The 5,172-nt window shown below is 52.2% G+C and carries 2 rRNA genes; both read right to left on the bottom strand.

Annotated elements, in window-relative coordinates:
- Positions 1–43: 43 nt before the first annotated feature.
- Positions 44–3,135 (bottom strand): 23S ribosomal RNA (locus ROTMU0001_RS07630).
- A gap of 305 nt (positions 3,136–3,440) precedes the next feature.
- Positions 3,441–4,967 (bottom strand): 16S ribosomal RNA (locus ROTMU0001_RS07625).
- The 16S and 23S rRNA genes sit together here, the layout of an rRNA operon.
- Between the last annotated feature and the right edge of the window lie 205 nt (positions 4,968–5,172).

The raw sequence follows: 5,172 nt of genomic DNA, 5'->3' as shown, positions 1-5,172 counted from the left end.
TTATCCAAAAACCATACAGTGAACGCAAACACACAATTCTCGAAAAAGTAAGCCTTCGGCCTATTAGTACCAGTCAACTCCACGAGTCTTCAGTCCTCGCTTCCATACCCGGCCTATCAACCTCATCATCTATAAGGAGCCTCACACACCCAAAGGTGCCAGGAAATCTCATCTCGAAACAGGCTTCCCGCTTAGATGCTTTCAGCGGTTATCCCTCCCGAACGTAGCCAATCAGCCATGCACCTGGCGGTACAACTGACATACCAGAGGTTCGTCCGTCCCGGTCCTCTCGTACTAAGGACAGCCTTTCTCAAATTTCCAACGCGCGCAGCGGATAGGGACCGAACTGTCTCACGACGTTCTGAACCCAGCTCGCGTACCGCTTTAATGGGCGAACAGCCCAACCCTTGGGACCGACTCCAGCCCCAGGATGCGACGAGCCGACATCGAGGTGCCAAACCATGCCGTCGATATGGACTCTTGGGCAAGATCAGCCTGTTATCCCCGAGGTACCTTTTATCCGTTGAGCGACGGCCGTTCCACAACGTACCGCCGGATCACTAGTCCCGACTTTCGTCCCTGCTCGACCTGCCAGTCTCACAGTCAAGCTCCCTTGTGCACTTACACTCAACACCTGATTGCCAACCAGGCTGAGGGAACCTTTGGGCGCCTCCGTTACACTTTAGGAGGCAACCGCCCCAGTTAAACTACCCATCAGGCACTGTCCCTGAACCAGATCATGGCCCGAAGTTAGACATCCAGATTGACCAGAGTGGTATTTCAACAACGACTCCACACAAACTAGCGTCCATGCTTCACAGTCTCCCACCTATCCTACACAAGCCAAACCAAACACCAATACCAAACTATAGTAAAGGTCACGGGGTCTTTCCGTCCTGCTGCGCGAAACGAGCATCTTTACTCGTACTGCAATTTCGCCGAGTTCATGGTTGAGACAGTAGGGAAGTCGTTACTCCATTCGTGCAGGTCGGAACTTACCCGACAAGGAATTTCGCTACCTTAGGATGGTTATAGTTACCACCGCCGTTTACTGGGGCTTAAATTCTCAGCTTCGCTCCAAAGAGCTAACCAATCCTCTTAACCTTCCAGCACCGGGCAGGAGTCAGTCCGTATACATCGTCTTACGACTTCGCACGGACCTGTGTTTTTGATAAACAGTCGCTTCCCCCTGGTCTCTGCGACCCATACACGCTCCAGGCAGCAAGTGCCCATCACGCTCAAGGTCCCCCTTCTCCCGAAGTTACGGGGGCATTTTGCCGAGTTCCTTAACCATGATTCTCTCGATCGCCTTAGTATTCTCTACCTGATCACCTGTGTCGGTTTAGGGTACGGGCGGCTAAAACCTCACGCCGATGCTTTTCTCGGCAGCATAGGATCACCAAATCCCCCAAAAACGGGGTCCCATCACGTCTCAGGCACACAGCCGGCGCATTTAACAACCGACAACCCTACACGCTTAGACCACGACAACCATCGCGTGGCTTGGCTACCTTCCTGCGTCACACCTGTTAATACGTTTACCTCCAAAGATCGGGTCCCACAACCCACACAACACACAAACAAAAGCCTGCACATCATGCTTCGCATGGTTAGCATCACAATATCAGTATGGGCGGTTTTTCACCGGTACGGGAATATCAACCCGTTATCCATCGACTACGCCTGTCGGCCTCGCCTTAGGCCCCGACTAACCCAGGGCAGATTAACTTGACCCTGGAACCCTTGATCATCCGGCGGATGAGTTTCTCACTCATCTTTCGCTACTCATGCCTGCATTCTCACTCGCATAGCCTCCACCACTGGTTTACACCGCAGCTTCACTGGCTACACGACGCTCCCCTACCCAACAATCCAAAAAGATCATTGCCACAACTTCGGCGGTGTACTTGAGCCCCGCTACATTATCGGCGCAGAATCACTTGACCAGTGAGCTGTTACGCACTCTTTCAAGGATGGCTGCTTCTAAGCCAACCTCCTGGTTGTCTAAGCAACTCCACATCCTTTCCCACTTAGCACACGCTTAGGGGCCTTAGTTGGTGGTCTGGGCTGTTTCCCTCTCGACAATGAAGCTTATCCCCCACTGTCTCACTGCTACGCTCTCACTTACCGGCATTCGGAGTTTAGCTGACGTCAGTAACCCGTGAAGGCCCATCGGCCATCCAGTAGCTCTACCTCCGGCAAGAAACACGTAACGCTGCACCTAAATGCATTTCGGGGAGAACCAGCTATCACAGAGTTTGATTGGCCTTTCACCCCTATCCACAGCTCATCCCCTCCATTTTCAACTGAAGTGGGTTCGGTCCTCCACGACGTCTTACCGTCGCTTCAACCTGGCCATGGATAGATCACTCCGCTTCGGGTCTAGGTCATGCCACTCAAACGCCCTATTCAGACTCGCTTTCGCTACGGATACCCCACACGGGTTAACCTCGCGACATAACACTAACTCGCAGGCTCATTCTTCAAAAGGCACGCTGTCACCCCAAAAGGCTCCAACGGCTTGTAAGCACACGGTTTCAGGTACTATTTCACTCCCCTCCCGGGGTACTTTTCACCATTCCCTCACGGTACTGATTCACTATCGGTCATTAAGAAGTATTTAGACTTACCAGGTGGTCCTGGCAGATTCACACGAGATTCCACGAGCCCCGTGCTACTCGGGTGGCCACACCACGGACAGAACAATTTCGATTACGGGACTCTCACCCTCTACGGCCGACCATTCCAAGTCGTTCACCTACCATCCTGAACATCATGCCGGCAGCCAGTTAGAACTGCCACTGTGACTCCCACAACCCCCATGATGCAACGCCTAACCGCTATCACACACCACAGGTTTAGTCTCTTCCGCTTTCGCTCGCCACTACTCACAGAATCATTACTTTATTTTCTCTTCCTGCGGGTACTGAGATGTTTCACTTCCCCGCGTTCCCCCCAACCAGCCTATACATTCAGCTGGCGGTAACTCACCATGAAGATGAGCCAGGTTTCCCCATTCGGAAATCCTCGGATCACAGCCCAGTTATCGGCTCCCCGAGGCTTATCGCAGATTCACACGTCCTTCATCGGCTCTTAATGCCAAGGCATCCACCGTGTGCCCTTAATAACTTACACACAATCAAGAAAAATAAGAATCTAAAATCAACAATCAAACCAAAACCAAAGCATTGATTCAACGCAAATTCCAGAAGATGCTCGCGTCCACTATATAGTTCTCAAACAACAACCCACAACACAACAACAACACAAACAAAACATTTGCATCATCACCATGCCAGGCAAACAAAGGAACAACACATGCGTGTTACCCCAAAACCCAACAATGCGCCTCATCCAACCCAAAACCAATATTCCACCCATGAGCAAAACCACCCACCCGACACTCGCGGGTAGCATGGCCAACTAAATGTGCTCCTTAGAAAGGAGGTGATCCAGCCGCACCTTCCGGTACGGCTACCTTGTTACGACTTAGTCCCAATCGCCAATCCCACCTTAGACGGCTCCCTCCAAAAGGTTAGGCCACCGGCTTTGGGTGTTACCAACTTTCGTGACTTGACGGGCGGTGTGTACAAGGCCCGGGAACGTATTCACCGCAGCGTTGCTGATCTGCGATTACTAGCGACTCCGACTTCATGGGGTCGAGTTGCAGACCCCAATCCGAACTGAGACCGGCTTTTAGGGATTAGCTCCACCTCACAGTATCGCAACCCTCTGTACCGGCCATTGTAGCATGCGTGAAGCCCAAGACATAAGGGGCATGATGATTTGACGTCATCCCCACCTTCCTCCGAGTTGACCCCGGCAGTCTCCTATGAGTCCCCACCATTACGTGCTGGCAACATAGAACGAGGGTTGCGCTCGTTGCGGGACTTAACCCAACATCTCACGACACGAGCTGACGACAACCATGCACCACCTGTATACCAGCCCCGAAGGGAAACACCATCTCTGATGCGGTCCAGTATATGTCAAGCCTTGGTAAGGTTCTTCGCGTTGCATCGAATTAATCCGCATGCTCCGCCGCTTGTGCGGGCCCCCGTCAATTTCTTTGAGTTTTAGCCTTGCGGCCGTACTCCCCAGGCGGGGCACTTAATGCGTTAGCTACGGCGCGGAAAACGTGGAATGTCCCCCACACCTAGTGCCCAACGTTTACGGCATGGACTACCAGGGTATCTAATCCTGTTCGCTCCCCATGCTTTCGCTTCTCAGCGTCAGTTACAGCCCAGAGACCTGCCTTCGCCATCGGTGTTCTTCCTGATATCTGCGCATTCCACCGCTACACCAGGAGTTCCAGTCTCCCCTACTGCACTCTAGTCTGCCCGTACCCACTGCAATACACGGAGTTAAGCTCCGGCCTTTCACAGCAGACGCGACAAACCGCCTACAAGCTCTTTACGCCCAATAATTCCGGACAACGCTCGCGCCCTACGTATTACCGCGGCTGCTGGCACGTAGTTAGCCGGCGCTTTCTCTGCAGGTACCGTCAATTTCTCTTCTTCCCTGCTAACAGAGGTTTACAACCCGAAGGCCGTCATCCCTCACGCGGCGTCGCTGCATCAGGCTTGCGCCCATTGTGCAATATTCCCCACTGCTGCCTCCCGTAGGAGTCTGGGCCGTGTCTCAGTCCCAGTGTGGCCGGTCACCCTCTCAGGCCGGCTACCCGTCGTCGCCTTGGTGAGCCGTTACCTCACCAACAAGCTGATAGGCCGTGAGCCCATCTATAACCACTACATAACGCTTTCCACCAACACCCCATGCGGAGATTGGTCGTATCCGGTATTAGACCCAGTTTCCCAGGCTTATCCCAGAGTTAAAGGTAGGTTACTCACGTATTACTCACCCGTTCGCCACTAATCCACCTAGCAAGCTAGGCTTCATCGTTCGACTTGCATGTGTTAAGCACGCCGCCAGCGTTCGTCCTGAGCCAGAATCAAACTCTCCGTTGAAAAAATAGAAAAGCTTGATAATCTGATCTCAAACAGCGAATCACACACGGGGGTGCGTGACTCAAGCTGACTAAATTTGAAACCATTTGATGATTATCAAATATAAATAAATATTTGGTATTAGTTTCAGTTTCCATCACCATTCGGTGATTTTATTGAACAAAGCACACTATTGAGTTCTCAAGCAACACACCGATTCAACACC

This window comes from Rothia mucilaginosa ATCC 25296 (genome assembly GCF_000175615.1).
Taxonomy (GTDB): domain Bacteria; phylum Actinomycetota; class Actinomycetes; order Actinomycetales; family Micrococcaceae; genus Rothia; species Rothia mucilaginosa.
The sequence above is the reverse complement of the archived record's forward strand: the minus strand, read 5'-3'. Positions and strand labels throughout refer to the sequence as shown.